16 protein-coding genes are annotated in these 18,417 nt (G+C 33.1%); 8 read left to right on the forward strand and 8 right to left on the reverse strand.

The window, feature by feature from the left end; genetic code table 11:
* Positions 1-71 precede the first annotated feature (71 nt).
* On the forward strand, positions 72-446 hold the full coding sequence (locus tag JJQ60_RS06085) for a DUF4258 domain-containing protein (RefSeq protein WP_201917725.1): 375 nt from the start codon (positions 72-74) through the stop codon (positions 444-446).
* Here the strand turns inward: JJQ60_RS06085 and JJQ60_RS06090 are convergent.
* From JJQ60_RS06090 to JJQ60_RS06105, 4 genes are read right to left on the reverse strand one after another with little or no spacing between them, the layout of a single operon-like run.
* Entirely contained in the window at positions 443-964 is a 522-nt protein-coding gene (locus JJQ60_RS06090) for a GNAT family N-acetyltransferase (RefSeq protein ID WP_201917726.1), read from the reverse strand. The genes JJQ60_RS06085 and JJQ60_RS06090 overlap by 4 nt on opposite strands.
* 3 nt (positions 965-967) lie before the next feature.
* Positions 968-1,273, reverse strand: coding sequence for a DUF1272 domain-containing protein (locus JJQ60_RS06095; protein ID WP_201917728.1), 306 nt, complete (start codon positions 1,271-1,273; stop codon positions 968-970).
* 3 nt (positions 1,274-1,276) lie between these two features.
* Positions 1,277-1,936, reverse strand: coding sequence for a pyridoxamine 5'-phosphate oxidase family protein (locus JJQ60_RS06100; RefSeq protein ID WP_201917730.1), 660 nt, complete (start codon positions 1,934-1,936; stop codon positions 1,277-1,279).
* 40 nt (positions 1,937-1,976) lie between these two features.
* Positions 1,977-2,492, reverse strand: coding sequence for a GNAT family N-acetyltransferase (locus tag JJQ60_RS06105; RefSeq protein WP_201917732.1), 516 nt, complete (start codon positions 2,490-2,492; stop codon positions 1,977-1,979).
* A 107-nt stretch (positions 2,493-2,599) separates the two neighbouring features.
* Between JJQ60_RS06105 and pdxR the strand changes: the two genes are divergently transcribed.
* On the forward strand, positions 2,600-4,093 hold the full coding sequence (gene pdxR / locus JJQ60_RS06110) for a MocR-like pyridoxine biosynthesis transcription factor PdxR (protein WP_201917734.1): 1,494 nt from the start codon (positions 2,600-2,602) through the stop codon (positions 4,091-4,093).
* Between the two features lie 4 nt (positions 4,094-4,097).
* Here pdxR and JJQ60_RS06115 read toward each other — a convergent pair whose 3' ends face one another.
* The 3 genes from JJQ60_RS06115 to JJQ60_RS06125 all read right to left on the reverse strand — a co-directional run bounded on the left by JJQ60_RS06115 (position 4,098) and on the right by JJQ60_RS06125 (position 6,528).
* A complete protein-coding gene (locus JJQ60_RS06115; protein WP_201917736.1) occupies positions 4,098-4,823 on the reverse strand; it encodes a class I SAM-dependent DNA methyltransferase in 726 nt (241 codons plus the stop codon).
* Positions 4,824-4,975: 152 nt separating this feature from the next.
* Positions 4,976-5,356 (reverse strand): VOC family protein, encoded by a 381-nt coding sequence (locus JJQ60_RS06120; RefSeq protein WP_201917737.1) that lies wholly within the window; start codon positions 5,354-5,356, stop codon positions 4,976-4,978.
* On the reverse strand, positions 5,356-6,528 hold the full coding sequence (locus JJQ60_RS06125) for a proline dehydrogenase family protein (protein WP_201917739.1): 1,173 nt from the start codon (positions 6,526-6,528) through the stop codon (positions 5,356-5,358). The genes JJQ60_RS06120 and JJQ60_RS06125 overlap by 1 nt, the downstream gene beginning before the upstream one ends.
* A gap of 166 nt (positions 6,529-6,694) precedes the next feature.
* Between JJQ60_RS06125 and aroB the strand changes: the two genes are divergently transcribed.
* The 6 genes from aroB to JJQ60_RS06155 all read left to right on the forward strand — a co-directional run bounded on the left by aroB (position 6,695) and on the right by JJQ60_RS06155 (position 17,770).
* Positions 6,695-7,765 (forward strand): 3-dehydroquinate synthase, encoded by a 1,071-nt coding sequence (gene aroB / locus JJQ60_RS06130; protein ID WP_201917741.1) that lies wholly within the window; start codon positions 6,695-6,697, stop codon positions 7,763-7,765.
* A gap of 51 nt (positions 7,766-7,816) precedes the next feature.
* Positions 7,817-8,533: a hypothetical protein gene (locus JJQ60_RS06135; protein WP_201917743.1), complete on the forward strand. Its 717-nt coding sequence runs from the start codon at positions 7,817-7,819 to the stop codon at positions 8,531-8,533.
* Between the two features lie 99 nt (positions 8,534-8,632).
* On the forward strand, positions 8,633-11,473 hold the full coding sequence (gene uvrA, locus JJQ60_RS06140) for an excinuclease ABC subunit UvrA (protein ID WP_201917744.1): 2,841 nt from the start codon (positions 8,633-8,635) through the stop codon (positions 11,471-11,473).
* An 11-nt stretch (positions 11,474-11,484) separates the two neighbouring features.
* The gene (locus JJQ60_RS06145) at positions 11,485-12,174 is read left to right on the forward strand and encodes an LOG family protein (RefSeq protein WP_201917746.1); all 690 of its coding nucleotides are present in this window, start codon (positions 11,485-11,487) and stop codon (positions 12,172-12,174) included.
* A 153-nt stretch (positions 12,175-12,327) separates the two neighbouring features.
* Positions 12,328-15,156 (forward strand): gluzincin family metallopeptidase, encoded by a 2,829-nt coding sequence (locus JJQ60_RS06150; RefSeq protein ID WP_236669051.1) that lies wholly within the window; start codon positions 12,328-12,330, stop codon positions 15,154-15,156.
* A 199-nt stretch (positions 15,157-15,355) separates the two neighbouring features.
* Positions 15,356-17,770, forward strand: coding sequence for an alpha-ketoacid dehydrogenase subunit alpha/beta (locus tag JJQ60_RS06155; RefSeq protein WP_201917748.1), 2,415 nt, complete (start codon positions 15,356-15,358; stop codon positions 17,768-17,770).
* Between the two features lie 3 nt (positions 17,771-17,773).
* On the opposite strand, the gene JJQ60_RS06160 is transcribed toward JJQ60_RS06155, so the two are convergent.
* Positions 17,774-18,379, reverse strand: coding sequence for an SPOR domain-containing protein (locus tag JJQ60_RS06160; RefSeq protein WP_201917750.1), 606 nt, complete (start codon positions 18,377-18,379; stop codon positions 17,774-17,776).
* Positions 18,380-18,417 lie beyond the last annotated feature (38 nt).

Below are 18,417 nucleotides of genomic sequence, written 5' to 3' on the forward strand. Positions count from 1 at the left end.
ACTTTACTGCTTTTGTATCCCTTACTTTCTGAAACTTTACTTACTTTTGGCGGGATAATTTTATTCAATTTATGAGACTAGCACAACGTTTGTTTTATTATTTAGGCGGATTTGCAATTGGCTTAATCCTTTTATTCTTTTTTCTTGGCGGAAAAAAAACATCTTGTGACTACAGTCCTTCAGCCAGAGTTCTAAAAAACATAAGAATAAAAGAAAGAGTATTTTCGGAACAGGTATTATCTAATATGGACACCTATCGTATAGATACTGCTGATGTATCTTATGTTTTAACAAAAGGTAGTGTAGATTTCTCGAAAAGTAATACCAAATTAGATTCTTGCAAAACCTATTTTATAGAAGGAAATATTGAAGAAAAAACTATTACAATGTTCATTGAAAATTGTGATTCGATTGCCAGGATTAACATCCTTGAAATCCTTAACTAAACTAGTTTTTTGCTCATAACCCAAAAGTCAAATTGTTGTTTTCCGATGGTAAACGGGTGTTCTCCAACTATTTTATAATTATTTCGCTCATAAAACACAACAGCTCTTTTATTTTCTTTTAAAGCTGATAACCATAAGTGCGTATTTCCGTGCTCTATGGCTTCATCAAAAATCATATTTTGCAACTTTCCACCGATTCCTTGAGAAGCATAACTTTTTAGAAAATAAATCTTTTGTAATTTGCATACTCCAGTATTACCCTCAATAAACTCTGAAGGAGCGTTCAATTGTAACTTGGCATATCCTACTGGCATATCATTGTCATGCACGTACCAATACATATTATGATATTTTGCTATGCTATTTTCTATTTTAATTTTAGAAAAAGTATCATCTAAATAACCAATAAGATCGCTACGATCGTTGAATAGGTGCCCAAAGGATTGATCAAAAGTCTTTTTCCCTAAAAACGAAATACTTTCGGCATCACCTAATTCGGCTCGTCTGATATTAATCATAAACTATCTTTTATTAGGTTCTATATCCTTAAAAGTATACAGAACCTGCTTAAATTTATCTTTATCTACCGGTTTATATACTGTTCTTGTTCCAACCGGATGTTTTTCAACACAATTACCTGTTAAACAATTTGTGGGCCTAACCGGTCTCTTCTCAAACCCACCGCCACAATTAGGGCATACATTATGCAAAAAGGTATCTACACAATTTTTGCAAAAAGTACACTCATAAGAACATATCATTGCTTCATCACTATCGTTTGGCAATTTTTTATTGCAATGCTCGCAAGTTGGTCTTATTTCTAACATCTTTTATTTATTTTTTTCTACATATTCTAAAACGGCTTGAGGTACTTTAACCCCCTTAGGCAAATCATTATCAGAAACAGCATCAAATACCACTTGTTTAATAGGAATTACCCCAGCCCAATAAGGTTTGTCATGATCATCAAGTTCATCATTAACCCCTTCTGCCCTAACCTTAGCAGATGCCGTGTCCATGCTTATTTCTATAACTAAGGTAGCATTAAATTCTTTATTATTAGGATGCCTAACGTTATCCCAATGACCAGGAACCATATGATTAAGAATACACTTTAGAGCTTCCATTTTTTCTTCGGAGTCTTCTATTTTTCTAACACTACCAAAAACATTAACCGATCGATAATTAGCAGAATGATGAAAAGCTGATCTTGCCAATACCAAACCATCTAAGTGTGTTACAGACACACTAGCTTTTCCTGCTTCTAATAAACTAAGCATCATTCTGTTTTTTAACGAACCGTGAATATAAATTTTATCATCTTTCCTGGCATAAGCTGTAGGAATTACAATAGCTTGATCATTCCAGACATACGCAACATGACATAAGAATGCATCATCTAATATCTTGTTAATCAAATCTACATCATAGCTTGCCCGTTTAGGGCCTCTTACAACTTTATTTAATGCTGAAACTTTGTATTCTGTCATAGTTAACTATTTAATAATTATTATTTCCTGTTCTTAATATCTAAAGTTCATATTGCAGCAACACTACAAAATTATTTCTCTGCGGTATGGGTAACTCTATATTATCTGGTGTCGTATAATAGTCGATCACTTTAAAACCAAATCCTTTATAATACTTAATTATGGTTGGGTTATCTACCCAAGTATCCATTCGTATGTGTTTTAGCCTTTTCTCTTTAGCATGATTCTTTACCCATTTTACTATTTCACCAAATAATTTACGCCCCTTAAATTTTGGATTTACTACGACCCTATGTAGATATACTGAATTTCCATTATCTCTTTCTCTCCAGATTAGCGCATCAGAATAACAAATACTAAAAACGCAGGCAATTTCAGTATTGATCATGATTTTGAATTGCAATCTATTTTCAATATCACTCTCTATAGCAATCTTATCGTAGCCTTTCCAGACTGGATAGTGATTCCTTTTCTGATATGATATAGCTTCTTCAAATAAAAAGTAAATGAAGGGTGCATCTGTTCTTTGAGTATTACTTATTTCTAAAGAATTCATTAAACACAAACAATATTTTCGCTTATTGAATTTTAATATTCATTCAAAAATACTAGTTTTATGGATCGTTATAGTAATCCAGTTTTTAAATAATTAGTAGTCCAGTTTTGTTTCCTTTTAAAAATAACATTCTTCTAGATCGCAAAGCGAACCGTAACCTCTATCTTCAATTATGTGACCAGATAATTGGGTATATAAAATCCGGCAAACTTACTCCGTCTACTAAACTACCTGGATCTCGAAAAATGGCAGAAGAATTAGGTGTGCATCGCAAAACGGTAATTGCAGCTTATGATGAGCTTATTTTGCAAGGATGGATAGAAACTATTCCTGCAAAAGGAACTTTTGTAACCAGCTCTCTTCCGATAATCAACCCAAGTAATTTTTCAGAAACTGGTACCCTTGATAAGACTAATGCAAAAAGTAATTTTTCATTTACTTCCAGATCAAATTTGCTATACAATTATTCAGAGGCACAAGAGAATACTGAGCGTCTAATAAAGGTTAACGATGGATCCCCAGATCATCGCTTAGCTCCAATTGATGAAATTGCCAAAACCTATAGAAACATTACTAAAAAAGGTTATAATAAAAGTTTGCTTTCCTATGGTTCAACCTACGGAAATGAAGATTTACGAAATGCACTTGTAACCTATTTGAATCAAACCAGAGGGCTGCATATTACAGCCAATAATATTTTGATTACCAGAGGAAGCCAAATGGGAATCTATTTAGCCAGTCAATTATTGTTTACCAAAAAGAATCGAGCAATAGTAGGAGACACAAATTATTTGACCACCAACAATACTTTTAAAAATGCTGGTGGTACTATAGAACAGGTTCCTGTAGATAATAATGGGATTGACACTAACGCTATCGAAGATCTATGTAAAGTTAAAAACATAAAAGCTGTTTATGTTACTTCGCATCATCATCACCCCACTACAGTTACACTTTCTGCAGAAAGACGTATGCATCTGCTACAGTTAGCACAAAAGTATAAATTTGCCATCATTGAAGATGACTATGATTATGACTTTCATTATAGCAATGCTCCTATCCTACCTCTTGCAAGTAATGATTATAATGGAAATGTAATTTACATTGGTGGGTTTACTAAGATCATAGCGCCAGCAATGCGAATTGGATATCTGGTAGCTCCAAAAGATTTTATTGATGAAGCAGCAAGATTACGTCGTATTATTGATAGACAAGGCGATATGTTGCTTGAACAAACACTTGCCAAAATGATTGTTGCTGGAGACGTACAACGGCACTGTAACAAAGTATTGAAGATCTACAAGTCCCGGCGTGATTTGTTTTGTTCTTTACTAAAGGAAAAACTAAGCGATTATTTTACTTTCAAAATCCCTGATGGAGGGATGGCTATTTGGGTGAAGCTACATAAAAAATTCAAATGGGACGATGTTGTTAGCAAAGCATACAAGCAACACCTAGAATTAAATCCGGAATGGCGCCGTTATGATCATAATAATCTTGGACACAATGGTATTAGAATGGGATTTGCATCTTTAAATGAAAGAGAAATTGAAATTGTTATTGAAAAACTTCAAAAAGTCATGCAATCATTAAACTATTAAATACCTAAGACTGCTTTTTTCTTGCCACATAATAATGACTCTTCCACATATAGGTTTCTTTATCGATAACCTCTAATAGCTCAAAGCCTGACATTGCCAAAAAAAGTTTTATTTCATCTTTAATAAAAGCTCTCACCACCGCATGATCTTTACCTAAAGATTTTAATTCATTTTCTTTTTTCTCAAAGTATTCCGAACTCCAATCCCATGTCCAACCGGTTTTCAGATTTGGTGCAGAAGTCCCAATTCTTACATAATTTCCTACGGTAATTTCTTTTTTTTCTTCATCAAAATCCTCAAACATCGAAGAGGCATCAATGGCATCAAATATTAAAACACCATTATTTTTTACATTTTTAGCTATACTTTTAAAGCTCTCTAACACCTCTTCATTGTTTATCAAATAGCTAATTGTTCTACCGGTAATCAATGCACAATCAAATTTTTGATCTGATTGAAAAGTTTTAAGATTTCCTAAAACAAAATTATCGTTCGGTAAGTTTTTTTTAGCAATATCAAGCATTTCACGGTTTAAATCAATTCCTAAATACTCAAAACCGGATGTTAAAAACCTTGATGCTAAATTACCTGTACCACATCCATATTCTAAAACACTTTTAACAGAAAAATTATGTAGTACGGTAGAATAAAAATCAAACTCCTTATCATAATCAAAAAGGCTTTGATACATCTTATGATAAACAACACTGAGGTTTTTATATAAATTCATGATGATTTACTTGAGAATAATTCAAGTTAGTAAAAAATCTTAAATAAAAACAAAAGAATATTCTTGTGTAAAGGGTTGATCAATGATTTTAGTTTTCATTTAATTTTAACTTCACCTTTCAAAATACATTCAGATCTGGTAAGCACATTTTCTTATCCTTTTATTCTCCATGGCGGATTTTTTCTATTATGCCCTGCATAGTACAATATAATTTGATTGTCATCTGGGTCTTTTAATCGGGCTTCACGCCATAACCATGTTTGATTTTTGGGTAATTGCTCAAATGTAAGACCATCTTTTACCAAACGATCAACTTCAGCATCTAATGTATTGGTTTCAAAATAGACATACACCCCTTCTCCCTCTGGTAACTTCTCAACCTGATGAACTGAAAACGTAGCATCCCCTTCAACACATTCAAAACGGGCATAATGCGGTAGAGCTTCAACAATTAGTTTTAAACCCAATTTTTTATAGAATAAAATAGATCGTTCAACATCTACAGACGGCACTGTTATTTGATTGAGGTTCATTATAGTTTCCTTCTTTTTTTCTCTTGTGACAAGAGATTTAATTCACGACTGGTTTGTCCCGCTACCGAAGTATTCTCTTCGGCTCTACGAATCAAATAAGGCATCACATCTCGTACAGGACCAAAGGGTAGGTATTTTGCTACATTATACCCTTCTGAAGCTTGATTAAAACTAATATGATCACTCATCCCATACAACTGTCCAAACCAAACCCTAGGGTCATTTTTAGTAATCTCATATTCTTCCATTAGCTGCATAGCCAAATAACTACTTTCTTCATTATGCGTGCCTATAAAAACAGAAATATCTTCTATATTTTCTAGAATATACTTCATGGTCATATTAAAATTTTGATCAGTATGATTTTTATCTTTACATATCGGAGTAGGGTACCCTTTTTCTTTAGCTCTTTCGTTTTCTTTCTCCATATAAGCCCCACGTACTATTTTTACTCCTATCTTAAAGTCATACACTTTTGATTCTTCATGAAGGCGTTGCAAATACTCTTGACGATCATGCCTATACAGCTGCAATGTATTATAAACAATAGCCTTATCTTTATTGTATTTCCGCATCATTTTAGCAACAAGATCATCTGCTGCATCTTGCATCCAACTCTCTTCTCCATCAATAAGCAAGGCAACATCACAATCATAAGCCTTTTGACATACCTTATCAAAACGTTCTTCTATACGCTCCCACTCATCTTGCTCTTCTTGAGTTAGAACCGCTCCTTCAGTCTTCTTTTGCCAAATTAAAAACCGTCCAAAACCAGTAGGTTTAAAAACTCCAAAAGGCATAGCATCTTTTTGATCAGCAAATTCAATAAGTTCTAAGGTTTTATTCAATACCGCATCAAATTGTTTTTCTTCCTCCTTACCTTCTACAGAGTAATCCAATACAGAGCATACTTTTTTAGTATACATCTTGTCAACCACTGGCAAGCAATCTTCTTCACTTACACCCCCACAAAAGTGATCAAATACTGTAGCTCTAATCAATCCTTGAACCGGTAAATGAGCTTTAATAGCAAAATTAGTTACTGCCGTTCCTATTCTTACCAGAGGTTCATTAGCAATCATTTTAAACAAAAAATAAGCTCTTTCTAACTCAGAATCGCTTTTTAAAGAAAATGCAGTTTGTGTATTATCAAATAAGTTGTTTTTCCCCATTAAAATAAATTTTAATAATCTTCAGTTTTATTGATGATTTTATAGCAATATGAATGATTTACATGAATACTTATCGTTTATTTTACGATATATGCAAATATAGAACTTGCGAGTTTATTTTGATCTAAATTCTACTTAATTTCGCACCTCATAATTTAATACTACTATGAAGCCCATTGTTTCAAAAGATTCTATCGTATATTTTGGTCAGGAATGTTACACTGCATTGAATTCGTATCTTGAAAAAGCCAATCATTCTAAAATATGTATTCTGGTAGATAGTAATACTCATGAGAACTGCCTATCGCTTTTTATGAGTAAGATTGAAAAAGAATATGATATCGAAGTTATCGAAATTGAGCCTGGAGAAATTCATAAAAATATAGAAACCTGTAGCGGCATATGGAATGCTTTATCGGAATTAGGTTTTGATCGTAAAAGTCTTATCATCAACCTTGGTGGAGGAGTTGTTACCGATCTTGGCGGATTTGTTGCTTGCACATACAAAAGAGGAGTTAACTATATCAATATCCCAACAACATTATTAGCTATGGTAGATGCCTCTGTTGGTGGAAAAACAGGAGTCGATTTAGGAAACCTAAAAAACATGGTAGGCGTTATTAGTGAGTCTGAAATGGTTCTTGTTGATACAGAATACCTTACCACTCTACCCGTAAACCAAATGTGTAGTGGATTTGCAGAGATGCTAAAACACGGATTAATTCAGGATCGAGCCTATTGGGAAAAGATAAGTAACCTTTCTGAGTTAAACTTTGACGATCTGGACCAAATGATATATGATTCTGTGGTAATTAAAAATGAAATCGTTTTTGAAGACCCAACAGAACAAAACATTCGAAAATATCTCAATTTCGGGCATACATTAGGGCATGCTATAGAATCTTTTTATCTAACCCATCCAGAAAAGCCAACATTGTTACATGGTGAAGCCATTGCGATCGGAATGATTATGGAAGCTTTTATATCTTCAGAGTTATTATCATTATCAAAAGAGGATCTACAATATATTAGCGATGTGATTTTGGCAACATTTCCAAAAGTAGCTATAGATCCAAAAGATTATCAAGAAATTACACAACTTCTTGTTCATGATAAGAAAAATGAAAAAGGGAACATTTATTTTGTTCTTTTAGAGACCTTAGGGAAGGCAAAATATAATTGCATCGTATCGGATGAACTTATCGTAAAGTCTTTTGAATATTACGACTCCCTTTGATGCTTTTTTTATACATTTAGAACACATTTTCAACTCTAAAACTCAACTGCATTGAAAAAAAAACTTCTAAAAATACTTAAAATATTAGTTTTTAGTATTCTAGCATTATTAATACTAACTTTTGCAACGCTTTACTTTTCTTTAAATGAAAAATTACCAGAGGGAGAAACTGGTACCGAAGCAGATAATTTTGCATTAAAAATACAAGAAGCAGTTCTTCATGATAAATATGTAAACACCGATTATCTTCAATGGACGTTTAGAAATAAGAATCACTATCTCTGGAATAAAAAAACAAATATTGTAGAAGTAACCATAGACAATGTAATGGTGAAGTTAGATCTTGCAAACCCTAATAAAAGTTCGATTTATGAAAACGGATCAGTTACGATTAGTGACAATGACCAAAAAATAATAAAAAATGCTTTGGACAACTTCAACAATGATTCGTTCTGGGTTGTGGCTCCGCATAAATTATTTGACAAAGGGGTTACTCGAAAAATAGTAACACTGGAAGACGGTTCAAAAGGGTTATTAGTTAGTTATAGTTCTGGTGGAACTACTCCTGGAGATTCTTATTTGTGGAAAGTAGATCAGAATTACCTTCCGACTAGCTACAAAATGTGGGTTTCTATAATCCCAATCGGAGGAATTGAAGCTACTTGGGAAGGTTGGCAAACTACAAAAAGTGGCACTTACCTTTCTCAAAAGCATAAATTACTTGGTTTTGGAATACCAATATCTAACCTAAAAGCATGGAATGAATAATGAACGACATGCAAATCACACAATTTTATACAACCGAGACTAAACCTATTTCGCAAAACGCGATCAAATAACTACATTTGCATTCTTGGTTAAAATTTTATGGTTGTATCAGAAGAAAATATTGAGGTTTTAGGCGCTAGGGTTCATAACTTAAAAAATATAGATGTAACCATACCGCGAGAAAAGCTAGTTGTAATTACGGGTTTATCTGGATCTGGTAAATCATCTCTGGCTTTTGATACCATTTATGCAGAAGGACAACGACGATATATAGAAACGTTTTCAGCATATGCACGGCAATTTTTAGGAGGACTAGAAAGACCTGATGTTGATAAAATTGATGGATTATCTCCTGTTATTGCGATCGAACAAAAAACTACCAGCAAAAGCCCTCGTAGTACAGTAGGTACGATTACCGAGATATACGATTTTCTTCGTTTATTATTTTCTAGAGGAAGTGATGCGTATAGCTACAATACCGGAGAAAAAATGGTTAGCTATAGTGATGAGCAAATCAAAGATTTAATCTTAAACGATTATAAAGGAAAAAAAATAAATGTACTCGCTCCTATTGTACGATCTAGAAAAGGACATTATCGCGAATTATTTGAGCAAATCGCAAAACAAGGTTTCGTCAAGGTTCGAACCGATGGAGACATTGTAGACATCACTAAAGGTATGAAACTAGATCGATACAAAACTCATGACATCGAAATAGTAATCGATCGATTAAGTGTTACCCAGGATCAAGAAAATTCGAAACGTTTAATGGAAACCATCAATACTGCCATGTATCATGGTGATGATGTACTAATGGTGATAGAACAGGAATCACAAGAAGCTCGTTTTTTTAGTAGAAGTTTAATGTGCCCCTCGAGTGGGATTTCATATCCTAATCCTGAACCCAATAATTTCTCATTCAATTCTCCAAAAGGAGCTTGCCCAAAATGCAACGGTATAGGAAACTTGTATGAGGTTAATATTAAAAAAATCATCCCAGATGATGCAATGTCCATTAAAAATGGTGGATTGGCGCCGCAAGGACCTCAAAAAAATAATTGGGTTTTCAAACAATTAGAACTCATTGCACAACGCTTTGACTTTAAACTTAGTGATCCCATAAAAAAGATCCCAGAAGAAGCGATGGAGCTTATTCTATATGGAGGAAAAGAAAAGTTTAGCATCAATAGCAAAACACTTGGAGTTACCCGAGAATATAAAATTGATTTTGAAGGTGTAGCTACTTTTATAGAAAACACATATAACAACAATGATTCTACATCTTTAAAAAGATGGGCAAAAGATTTTATGGATAATATTCAATGTCCAGAATGTAATGGCTCAAGATTACGTAAAGAATCTTTATACTTTAAAGTCAATAACAAAAATATTGCAGAATTAGCTGCAATGGACATTATAGAGCTAGCAGATTGGTTCAAAACCTTACCAGATCAATTAAGCGACAAACAAAAACAGATCTCTGGTGAGATTTTAAAAGAAATTAATGCTCGTTTACAATTTTTGGTTGATGTTGGATTAACTTATCTATCCCTGAATCGAAGCAGTAAATCATTGTCTGGAGGCGAAGCTCAACGCATACGACTAGCTACGCAAATAGGTTCGCAGTTGGTTGGTGTATTATATATACTTGACGAACCCAGTATTGGCTTGCATCAAAGAGATAACGAAAAACTAATTAACTCTTTAGTTCAATTGCGTGATATTGGTAATTCAGTTATCGTAGTGGAACATGATAAAGATATGATAGAGCGAGCAGATCATGTTATCGATATTGGTCCCTTAGCCGGAAAACACGGTGGTGAAATTATAAGTGAAGGAACTCCTATTGAGTTGCAACAGCACAATACACTTACCGCAGATTACTTAAGTGGAAAAAAACAAATTGCAGTTCCTGAAAAGCGTAGAAAAGGAAACGGGAAAACAATTTCGTTAAAAGGAGCAACAGGAAATAACCTAAAAAATGTATCGATTGATCTTCCTTTAGGAAAAATGATTGCCGTAACAGGAGTTTCTGGTAGTGGAAAATCAACATTAATCAATGAAACCCTCTACCCCATTCTAAATGCTCATTATTTTAATGGTGTAAAAAAGCCAATGCCCTATAAAAGCATTAAGGGTCTTGAGCATTCAGACAAAGTAATCGATATCAATCAATCTCCTATTGGTCGTACACCACGATCAAATCCTGCTACATACACTGGTGTATTTTCAGAAATACGAAGTTTATTCGCCAAAACACCAGAAGCTATGATTAGAGGCTATAAACCTGGTCGTTTCAGTTTTAATGTAGCTGGTGGACGCTGTGAAACATGCAAAGGCGGTGGATTACGCGTTATAGAAATGAATTTTCTTCCAGATGTTTATGTAGAATGCGAAACCTGTCAGGGAAAACGTTTTAATAGAGAAACCTTAGAAATAAGGTATAAAGGAAAATCAATCTCTGATGTTTTAGAGATGACCATTAATGAAGCGTGCATGTTCTTTGAACATATTCCAAAAATCTCCCGAAAACTTAAAACTATCCAAAATGTTGGATTAGGCTATATTACACTTGGGCAACAATCAACAACACTGTCTGGAGGTGAGGCCCAACGAATAAAATTGGCTACAGAATTATCCAAAAGAGATACAGGTAACACCTTCTATATTTTAGATGAACCTACAACCGGGCTTCATTTTGAAGATATTCGAGTATTAATGGAGGTTTTAAATACTTTAGTTGACAAAGGAAATACCGTTTTAATCATCGAACACAATCTAGACGTGATCAAAATGGCAGATTATATTATTGATATAGGATATGAAGGAGGAAAAAATGGAGGCGAAATTGTAGCCAAAGGTACTCCAGAACAAATTATAAAAAACAAAAAGAGTTATACCGCAAAGTTTCTAAAAAAAGAGCTTGAGGTTTTAAATTAAAAATACTATTCATGAGAAAAGAACAACACCACAAAGGTTGGAACGAAATAAAAACAAATGATTCATGGGCAATCTTCAAGATCATGGGAGAATTTGTTAATGGTTTTGAAAAAATGAGCAAAATCGGTCCTTGTGTATCTATATTTGGATCAGCTCGTACAAAAACTGACGATAAATATTATCAATTAGCAGTTGACGTAGCCAAAGAAATTGTGGGTCATGGATACGGAGTTATCACTGGAGGTGGTCCTGGTATTATGGAAGCAGGAAATAAAGGGGCTCATCTTGGAGGAGGAACCTCTGTTGGACTAAATATAGAATTACCATTTGAGCAACATGACAATCCATATATTGATAGCGACAAAAGCTTGGATTTTGATTATTTCTTTGTAAGAAAAGTAATGTTCGTAAAATACTCTCAAGGATTTGTCGTAATGCCAGGAGGTTTCGGAACTTTGGATGAGTTGTTCGAAGCGATGACATTAATACAAACTAAAAAAATCGCCAAATTTCCTATAATACTTGTAAGTACTGAGTTTTGGGGAGGACTTATTGATTGGGTAAAAAGTACATTACTAGAAAAATTTGGTAATATTAGCCCAGGAGATCTTGATCTTATACATGTCGTAGACACACCAAATGAAGTGCTTAAAATTTTAGATAAATTCTATGGTGAGTATAATTTAAGTCCAAATTTCTGAAACAACCAACAATTAGTTCAGTTATTTAGTATAGACTTTAATTTGAATTCATGCAAAAGCTATTATTCATTTTTTGTTTATATATTTCAAAGAGATAATAATTATTGAGTACATTATTTAACATACATAATGCCCGCTAATCGCATATAAAAATTGAGTATCACACAAACATCTCATATTATATTAGCTTTTTTTATTTTGTCTGTAGCAACAGCACAAAATAGCGTCATGATTAATGCTAATCTTGATCCGGAAAAAAGAGAACTCTCTATTGAGCAAGAAATAGTATATACAAACACATCAAGTGATACACTAAACAAAGTATTGTTTCTAGACTGGGCCAATAGTTTTTCTAGTAAGACAACAGAATTGGGCAAAAGATTTTCTGAAGATTTTTTAAAACGATTTTATTTTGCCAAAGATCATGAACGCGGAAAAACCATAATCCAAACTATTACCAATACTGCATCAAAACCCTTAAAATGGGGGCGGCATAATGGGGTTTCGGATATTATGTGGATAGAGTGCTCTAAACCATTATTACCAGGAGAAAGCCATACTTTTCTTTTAAAATACAAAGTAAAAATTCCGAGCAGTAAATTTACACGTTATGGATATCATGCTAATGGAAATTTTAGTCTAAAATATTGGCATATAGTTCCTGCAGTCTACGATACTAAATGGAACGCATACAGTCATAAAAATTTAGATGATTTATATACACCGTTAGCTGATTACCAAATAAATATTAAAATTCCGGAAGAATACGAAATAGTCAGCGAACTAGAAAGAGAAAGCAGCACCCTATCTGATGATAAACTTAACAAAACAATCAGTATACAAGGTAGCAATAGAAATGAAGTAAAGCTCTATATAGAAAGAACTAGTACTTTTTATGGCTTTCCGGCTGGGGATCTAGAATTTATTAGTAATATAGATGATAATGATCTCATGCCCGAAATGAAATCTGTAGCCACTAACAGAATCATTAATTTTTTACAAAAAAAATTAGGCCCCTATCCCTTTAATAAGATCCTGGTTTCAGAAAGTGACTATAAAAATAATCCTGTATATGGCTTGAATCAGTTACCAGATATTTTAAGGCCCTTCCCAGATGGATTTCAATATGAGATAAAGCAATTAAAAGCCATTACCGAAAATTACTTAGAAAACACATTACTTATCAATCCCAGATATGATACCTGGATTAGAGATGCATTACATATCTATCTAATGATGTCATACACCGAGCAATTCTATCCAGAAATGAAAATCATCGGTAAATTAAGTAAAGTAATTGGAGTGAGATGGTTTCATGCTGCAGATCTAAAATTTAATGACCAATACTTCTTAGGCTACAAGAATATGGCAAGATTATTTCTGGATCAACCCTTATCCTTACCACAAGACGAATTAGTTAAATTCAATAAAAATATTGCAAATGCATATAAAGCAGGAGTTGGATTCAAATATTTAGAGGATTACCTTGAAGATGATAATATTATTGACCAAAGTATTAAAGATTTTTATACCCAAAATGTATTAAAACCAACTTCATCTAAAGAATATAGAAAAATTCTTACTTCATTATCGCCCAAAAATATTGATTGGTTTTTTGAAGATTATGTAAACACGAATAAAAAGTTAGATTTTAAAATAAAATCAGTCAAGAAAAGAAAAGACTCTTTAGAGGTAACTATAAAAAATAAAAGGAGTAACACAATGCCTATTTCATTATATGGGCTACGTAAAAAGGATGTTATCTCTAAAACATGGGTTTCTAATATTTCGGGAACCAAAACGGTAACCATAGCTAATGATGACATCAGTAAACTTGTATTAGATTATGATCAAAAAATCCCTGAAATAAACCGGCGCGATAATTACAGAAATTTTAAATGGATTTTTAACAAGCCTCTACAATTTAGAGTTTTACAAGATGTAGAAGACCCAAGGTATGGTCAGATATTTTTTATTCCAGAGTTTGAGTTTAATGTTTATGATGGTTTTACTATCGCTTCAAAATTTTATAACAAAACAATTTTAAAAAGAAATTTTGAATATAACATATCCCCTGCTTATGGATTAAAGTCTAATAAATTACTTGGTTCTGCTTCTTTTTTCCTTCGTAAACAAATTGCTGAAGACGGACTTTATCAAATTCGATATGGAATCAACGGAAGCATGTTTAGTTATGCGCCTGATTTATTGTTTAGACGATTATCTTCTTCTGTTAATTTTTATTTTAGACCAAAAGACCTAAGATCTAATAAAAAACAACGATTATCCATTCGTAATATAAACGTATTTAGAGAAAGAAACGAAGAAAACCCTGTAGTAACACCTGATTACAATGTATTTAATGCCCGGTATCAATACTCTGATTTTAATCTTATAAATTTTCTGGGATATACTATAGATTATCAACTAGCCAAGAATTTTGGAAAGTTATCTACTACGATCAACTACAGAAAACTGTTTTTAAACAATCGCCAGGTAAACCTTAGGTTGTTTGCAGGAACATTTCTTTTTAATGATACCGAAAAAGATGGTGATTTTTTCAGTTTTGCATTAGACAGACCCACCGATTATTTATTTGATTATAACTATCTAGGTCGTAGTGAAGATACAGGCTTGGTTAGCCAGCAGATTATTTTAGCAGAAGGTGGTTTTAAATCTCAATTAGAGTACCCATTTTCTAATCAATGGCTTACTACCTTTAACGCCAATACAAATATCTGGAATTGGATTTATGCCTATGGAGATGTAGGTTTAGTGAAAAACAAAGGTGTTTCTCCAAAATTTGTTTTCGACAGCGGAATTAGACTTAGCTTGGTGGCCGATTATTTTGAAGTATTTTTCCCCATTGTATCCAATAAAGGATGGGAAATATCTCAACCCAATTATGACCAGCAAATTCGTTTTATCATAACATTAAGTCCAGAAACATTAATCAAACTCTTCACTAGAGAGTGGTACTAATCGTATATAAAAATACACATATCTTAAAAATGTGAAAATTTTGAATATTTGTTAATCAATCCTTAAAATAATCGATTAAATAGATAATTCATCAACAAAATAGCGTTTTAAGTAAATTATATTCAAAAACTTTAAGAGTTCTATACTTGCAAATGGTTAGTATTTTGATTAAATTTGCGAACCTAAAAACGTCGTTCGTATGCAACCTGAAACTGTTACTACATCTAATATTTCTTTCGAAGAATATAGAAATCAAATACTTAGAGATTATAAAATCGCACTAGTAAGTAGAGAGTGTAGTTTACTAGGTAGACGTGAAGTACTTACAGGTAAATCAAAATTTGGAATTTTTGGTGGTGGTAAAGAATTACCACAACTTGCGATGGCAAGAGTTTTCAGAAATGGAGATTTTAGATCAGGTTATTATCGTGATCAAACATTTATGATGGCCATCGATCAATATACAATTGAACAATTCTTTGCTGGACTATACGCACATACCGACATAAAAAGAGAACCTTTTGCAGCCGGAAGACAAATGGGAGGCCATTTTGCTACGCATAGCTTGAATGAAGATGGTAGCTGGAAAAACCTTACACAACAAAAAAATTCTAGTTCTGATATCTCTCCTACTGCAGGTCAAATGCCTAGGTTATTAGGATTAGCTCAAGCTTCTAAAGTATATCGTAACGAAAAAGTTTTACCAGAACAGAATAATTTTTCCATTAAAGGAAATGAAGTAGCCTGGGGTACTATCGGAAACGCAAGTACTAGCGAAGGCTTATTTTGGGAAACCATAAATGCCGGAGGTGTATTACAAGTACCTATGGTGATTAGTGTTTGGGATGATGAGTATGGAATTTCTGTTCATGCAAAACACCAAACTACCAAAGAAGATATTTCATTAGTACTAGAAGGATTTAGACGTGACGAAAATCACGAAGGTTATGAAATTCTGAAAGTTAAAGGTTGGGATTACCCAGCTCTAATGGATGCATATGAAACTGCTGAAGAATTAGCAAGAGAAAAACACATCCCAGTGATTATTCACGTTAAAGAATTAACACAACCACAAGGTCATTCTACATCTGGTTCTCACGAAAGATATAAAAGCGAAGAGCGATTAAACTGGGAAAGAGAGCACGATTGTATTAAGAAATTTAAAGAGTGGATTATTGACCACAATATCGCTACAGCAGAAGAACTATTAGATATAGAAAAAACTTCTAAAAAAGAGGTTCGAAAAGGAAAAACAGATGCTTGGAATGCTTATATATCAGAAATAAAAGCTGAGCAAAATGAAGCTTTAAAAGTATTAAAATCTGTAGAAGCAAAGAGTGAAAACAAAAATTTCATTTCTCCTCTTCTAAATACTCTTGCCGCTAAGGAAGAGCCTATACGTAAAGATATACTTGAAGCAACAAGAAAAACACTACGTTATCTTACAAAAGAAAATTTTGTTGAAAAAACTGCACTTCAACAATGGGTTGATAGCTATCAAAATCGCATACAACCAAAGTATAGCGATCATTTATACAGTGAGTTTGAAACAAAAGCTATCAACATAGAAGAAGTCCCTGCCCAATATAGTAATGATGCAGAATTGGTGGATGGAAGAGTTATAATTAGAGATAATTTTGAATACATATTCAACAGAGTTCCAGAAGCCTTGATTTTTGGTGAGGATAGCGGTAAAATTGGAGATGTAAATCAAGGACTTGAAGGATTGCAAGAAAAATTTGGAGAAATCAGAATATCTGATGCTGGAATTAGAGAAGCGACTATAATCGGACAAGGAATTGGTATGGCAATGAGAGGACTAAGACCCATTGCCGAAATTCAGTATTTAGATTATATTTTATATTGCGTACAAGGCCTGAGTGATGATCTTGCCACATTACGCTATAGAACATTTGCCAAACAAAAAGCACCTTTAATTATTAGAACAAGAGGTCACCGATTAGAAGGTATTTGGCATTCTGGCTCGCAAATGGGCGGATTAGTTCATTTGTTAAGAGGTATACATATTCTTGTTCCGCGAAATATGACCAAGGCAGCAGGTTTTTACAACACCCTATTAGAAAGTGACGAACCCGCATTGGTAGTAGAATGTCTTAATGGATATCGACTAAAAGAAAAAATGCCTTCTAACCTTTCTGAGATTAGAACACCAATAGGAGTTGTAGAAACTGTAAAAGAAGGAACAGATATTACTCTTGTTTCATATGGATCAACATTAAGATTAGTTGAACAAGCAGCCAAAGAATTATTATCAACAGGAATCAATGCAGAAGTAATAGATGCTCAATCATTAATTCCTTTTGATTTAAATCACGACATTGCTAAAAGTGTTGCAAAAACTAATCGAGTATTAATTATCGATGAAGATGTACCAGGTGGTGCAACGGGTTATATGCTTCATAAACTTATTGATGAACAAAATATATATCAGTATTTAGATAGTAAACCTCAAACCTTAAGTGCACAACCACATAGACCCGCTTTTGGTACTGACGGCGACTATTTTAGCAAACCATCTGTAGAAGATATTTTTGAAAAGGTATATGAGATTATGAATGAGGCTAACCCCACTGATTTTCCAAAGTTGAGATAATCACTAGTAAAAGTCTTCTATTCGTATACGTTTACCATCTTTATAAGATATCACAAAGATCTTTTTATCAAATCCAGATTGCATTAAGACTTTTCTGAACTCTTGTGCTTCTTTTAAGGTTTCAAAAACCCCTAAACTTAGTTTATAAATAGAAGCATTGTTATAAACTAATACATTGGTAAACTTATTAGAAATTGTGGCTATTTTGTTATCATTAAAAGCCTTAACCTGAACAGAATATATAGTATCTTTATTAATAAGATTTCGATACAAATACAATCCCTGAATATCTTTGTAATTGTTATTTTCTTCTTTTAACTTTTCAAGTTCAGCCTTTGCCGCATCAAATTCTTCTAAGATTAGAGAAAGTTCTTCGCTTTCGTAGTTTTTTCCGGATGTTTTACTAAAATGGAAAGAATTTGCCACAAGAAAAATTGCCAACAAAAAAAGAACCAATGAAAACGATCCGAATAACCTATTCGATTTTTTACTTTTTTTGAGTTTATCCGATTCAACATCCAAAAGATCTTCGAGCTTTTTTTGTTTTATTTCGGCTTTTTCTATCTGATAATGTAAAGATAAAAGATCTTCATCTTTAATAACTTTCATTTTTGGGGTATTAGGGATTTTTAGTTATTCTAAAGACA

It is taken from the genome of Aquimarina mytili (assembly GCF_016735115.1).
Taxonomy (GTDB): domain Bacteria; phylum Bacteroidota; class Bacteroidia; order Flavobacteriales; family Flavobacteriaceae; genus Aquimarina; species Aquimarina mytili.

What these genes read in the sequence shown, in the direction of transcription:
- JJQ60_RS06085 (WP_201917725.1), top strand. Translation starts at nt 72, where the DNA reads ATGAGACTAGCACAACGTTTGTTTTATTATTTAGGCGGATTTGCAATT.
- JJQ60_RS06090 (WP_201917726.1), bottom strand. Translation starts at nt 964, where the DNA reads ATGATTAATATCAGACGAGCCGAATTAGGTGATGCCGAAAGTATTTCG.
- JJQ60_RS06095 (WP_201917728.1), bottom strand. Translation starts at nt 1,273, where the DNA reads ATGTTAGAAATAAGACCAACTTGCGAGCATTGCAATAAAAAATTGCCA.
- JJQ60_RS06100 (WP_201917730.1), bottom strand. Translation starts at nt 1,936, where the DNA reads ATGACAGAATACAAAGTTTCAGCATTAAATAAAGTTGTAAGAGGCCCT.
- JJQ60_RS06105 (WP_201917732.1), bottom strand. Translation starts at nt 2,492, where the DNA reads ATGAATTCTTTAGAAATAAGTAATACTCAAAGAACAGATGCACCCTTC.
- JJQ60_RS06115 (WP_201917736.1), bottom strand. Translation starts at nt 4,823, where the DNA reads ATGAATTTATATAAAAACCTCAGTGTTGTTTATCATAAGATGTATCAA.
- JJQ60_RS06120 (WP_201917737.1), bottom strand. Translation starts at nt 5,356, where the DNA reads ATGAACCTCAATCAAATAACAGTGCCGTCTGTAGATGTTGAACGATCT.
- JJQ60_RS06125 (WP_201917739.1), bottom strand. Translation starts at nt 6,528, where the DNA reads ATGGGGAAAAACAACTTATTTGATAATACACAAACTGCATTTTCTTTA.
- aroB (WP_201917741.1), top strand. Translation starts at nt 6,695, where the DNA reads ATGAAGCCCATTGTTTCAAAAGATTCTATCGTATATTTTGGTCAGGAA.
- uvrA (WP_201917744.1), top strand. Translation starts at nt 8,633, where the DNA reads ATGGTTGTATCAGAAGAAAATATTGAGGTTTTAGGCGCTAGGGTTCAT.
- JJQ60_RS06145 (WP_201917746.1), top strand. Translation starts at nt 11,485, where the DNA reads ATGAGAAAAGAACAACACCACAAAGGTTGGAACGAAATAAAAACAAAT.
- JJQ60_RS06155 (WP_201917748.1), top strand. Translation starts at nt 15,356, where the DNA reads ATGCAACCTGAAACTGTTACTACATCTAATATTTCTTTCGAAGAATAT.
- JJQ60_RS06160 (WP_201917750.1), bottom strand. Translation starts at nt 18,379, where the DNA reads ATGAAAGTTATTAAAGATGAAGATCTTTTATCTTTACATTATCAGATA.